Consider the following 3,712-nt stretch of genomic DNA (forward strand, 5'->3'; position numbering starts at 1 on the left):
AAACTTTTATGAAACGACAATGACGATACTTAATTCTACACAAATATGATTATCTTGGCTTTTGCTTAATTTATATTCACAATTGATGATCATAATAACATTAAAAAAGTGGACAAAATAACGCATATATACAAGTTGTATGCCATTTAAAACAACCTACACCATATGCCAAAATTTCATAGAAGTATAATTTGGACATTAACTCCTTTGACTGGGTATTTTAGATATAAAGATATTTTTCAAATATACCCAGCTGATTTTGAAAATATGCCCAAATCAAAGTATCAAAGACATTATCCGGTAATACTTGAATTTACATATTCAGATGAAGATAGAATTTCCTATCAGAGTGAATTTGAGGATTTTGAAAAATTAGCTCCTGATACACCAACTCATATAATAAAAGAAGAACAGTTTGCGCGTATTCTAACAGTATTAACTAACCATCTTTTTTTCCGTTATAGAGGTCTTACAGGTGGTTGGGGCATTCCAATTCTTAAAGACGACCCTGGAGAAGAATTTAATAATTCAATTTCAAAATGGAATATGAAAACATTCTATTATCCTGGGATATCAAATGATTTGAAAGGAGAAATTTTTGCAACTCCAAATTGTCCTGAGATTACTTTTCTTGAACATTGGGATTATTTTATGCATAATCCAAACTTAGATTTCCGACTAGAAGAGCCTATATTTTTCCCGAATTCAATAAAAGCAAGCCTTGACACATACTTTGTTTTAAGTCCAGAAGAGAAAAAAGTTATAGATGTTTCACTGAGTCATATTGAGTCTGCTATAGAGAATCACAGAAAAAACAAGGTAACTATTTCATTGATTTCATCATTTACTTCAATTGAGACATTGGTTAATTACGAATTCAAAGATTTTAAAGCAGAAAAATGCAAATGCTGTGGCCAATTACAATTCAAAGTATCACAAAAATATAGAGACTTTCTCTTTAAATATATTGGTAAGACTGATTCGAATAAAAGGAAATTTAATGCGTATTACAAATTAAGATCTAAAATCATTCATGCAGGTCGCATAATGGAAACGGAAAATTTATGGAACGATTTGCCCAAAGAAGAAAAACACAAAGAATCTCTAACACACTTAGAGGTTTTACAATTAAGTAAAATAGCGACAATACATTGGCTACTAAAAAAAGAATGAAAACGGCATACAACAGCAAAATATAATTAATTGCGGTTTCGGTGCGGATAATCAAGTTTTCTGCGCCGCTTCGGCCTCGGTGCTTTTCGACAGGAAAGTGCCACGCATTCCGCAACTAAAGGCGGAACGTTACCCACAAGCATGAAAAAAAGAGCAATACTATGAAAGAAAAAATTCTTAAAAATGTGATTACCCCCAATGAAAAATATCTAAGGAGTATTTTTGAAAATACAAGATCCTATTTTATTGATATTTATCAAAGAGAATATAAGTGGTCAAGTGATAATATTCGGACATTATTAGAGGATATTGAAGTAAGGTTTGAACTTGGAAAAAGAACAAAAATGAAACCAAAAGAAATTCAAAAGGATGTACTTAGTAATTTTGAACCATACTTTCTAAACACTTTTTTAACAAATCAAACGACTGAAAACATTTCAATAGTTGATGGTCAACAGCGATTAACAACATTCCTATTAATGTTGATTAAACTCAACAAAATTGCTCAAGAAATAAACTCAAAAGAAGAATATGAAAATAAAACGTACAGTAATGAAAGTTTAAAGAAATTGATTTTTGAAAGTGATGATTTTGGTGGATATGAGAGATTTAAAATTTATAATCCAAATAGAGAAATAGCATTTACATCAATATTGGATGGAGAAGAACTCACAATAGAAGATGAAACACAGAAGAAAATAATTGACAATTACAAAATCATTGAAAAGTATTTTAATAATTTCTTAAAATCAACAAACGGAAAAACAGATTTTGATGAAATAAAAACAACTTATTACATCTCATATATCCTTGACAAACTTTCAATTGTTGAAATAAAAATCGAAAAGCCCAAAAATGTAGCAATGATTTTCGAAGTTGTTAATGACCGTGGACTTGGACTAAAACCATACGAAATACTAAAAGGCAAACTAATTGGAAATCTTGAAAATTCACAAAAGGAAGAAGCAAATAAAGTTTGGACAGAATTACAAGATAAATATTTCAATAATACTGTAATAGATATTGATTTGGATGATTTTTTCAAAACTTATTTTAGGGCAAAGTTTGCAAATAATGAGGGGGAATATGAAAAATTTGAGAAAAATTATCATTACGAAGTTTACCGAAATAAGGAAATTAGAAAGTTCTTTGGGAATTTCGAAAATCCAGATTTATTGTACAAAAGAGTTGTAGAGGATATCAAATACTTTGCTGAATTATATTTAAAAATTAGAACATCATATGATTTTGAATTTATCATTTACAACGATTTACTTGTCCAAACTCAACAGCATTTATTGATAATGTCCAATATAGAGTTGAATGATGATAAAGAAGATGAAAAAATTAATGCCACTTCAAAGAAGTTTGACCAGTTTCATACTACTTTAAGATTACTGGATGAATATGAAAGTAATTCATTTCAACAATTCGTTTATTCTTTAAATACTCTCTTAAGAAGTAAACCTATTGAAACTATAAAAATTGAATTTGATAAAACCTGTGTAGAATTTTTAGAGCAAAAAGGAGTAATAGAAACAGACAAATACAATTCAATTTCAGAACTTTATAAATATAGTTTATTTCAAAACATAAGACATAGACTTTTAAATTTCAGCAAATATATTCTTATGCGAGTTGATAGAGAACTTGCTAAAAAACTTGACAAACCAAGTTATGTTTCTGATAATCTCAAATCTTTAGAAGATAGATTTAATCAATACAATAGAAAAAGATACGGTTTACATTTAGAACATATTATTGCGAATAATGACAAAAACAAAGCCCTATTTACAGATGAAGACGGAGTTTTTGATGAAATAGGTTTTAATCAAGTAAGAAATAAATTTGGTGCTCTTGTTTTGCTTAAAGACAAACAAAATCTAAGTAGTGGAAATGATATCTATAAAAAGAAATTTCAAGCATATAAAAAGAGCAATTTCATTTGGAATGAGTTTTTAGTTGGGCACATTGATAAATTTGATATTTCAAGATTACCAAATGGAATAATCTTGAATAAACAAGACCCAGATGAAAATGGACTATTTCCACTTAATGCTGTCGAAGAAAGACAAAAAGAACTATTCAAAATGATTAAATATATTTGGGGTAATAACAGAATTTAAGAAATGCCAGTGGGTAACAATTAGCTTTCAATTGAGCGTTGCTTGCATACGCTCTACATTGAAGCCCCGATGGCCATCTGGATTAAACTAAACAATGCTCCAATACTCACAAAACTAACAGTTTGCTTATAGTGTTTTCAATCGGTTTTTTTATTGGTTCGGCGAACTGTTTTTTGATGTTATAGTTGTTGCCCGATCTTGCATTTTTAGAAAATTCAACTGTTTTTGCTTGCATTGCTTCCTTACTTGAACAATTATTCATCGACACCTTTAAACCCAGAATATGCAATTGATAAAAATCAATTGCATAAACGATTAAGAATCACTACCAAATGGTCTTGCTGCGCACACCCCATTTGGTGTTCTTCTAAATCGGGGTTAACCCACTCTAAATGCATTAGTTCATCGTTTTA

Annotated in this window: 2 protein-coding genes; both read left to right on the forward strand. The window is 29.5% G+C overall.

What is annotated here, in order from left to right; genetic code table 11:
- The first annotated feature begins 165 nt into the window (after positions 1 to 165).
- Positions 166 to 1,173, forward strand: a complete 1,008-nt coding sequence (locus PF572_00470) for a HEPN domain-containing protein (protein ID MDA3839538.1) — start codon at positions 166 to 168, stop codon at positions 1,171 to 1,173.
- A gap of 161 nt (positions 1,174 to 1,334) precedes the next feature.
- Positions 1,335 to 3,299: a DUF262 domain-containing protein gene (locus PF572_00475; GenBank protein MDA3839539.1), complete on the forward strand. Its 1,965-nt coding sequence runs from the start codon at positions 1,335 to 1,337 to the stop codon at positions 3,297 to 3,299.
- Positions 3,300 to 3,712 lie beyond the last annotated feature (413 nt).

It is taken from the genome of Patescibacteria group bacterium (genome assembly GCA_027858235.1).
Lineage (GTDB): Bacteria > Patescibacteriota > Patescibacteriia > Patescibacteriales > BM507 > BM507.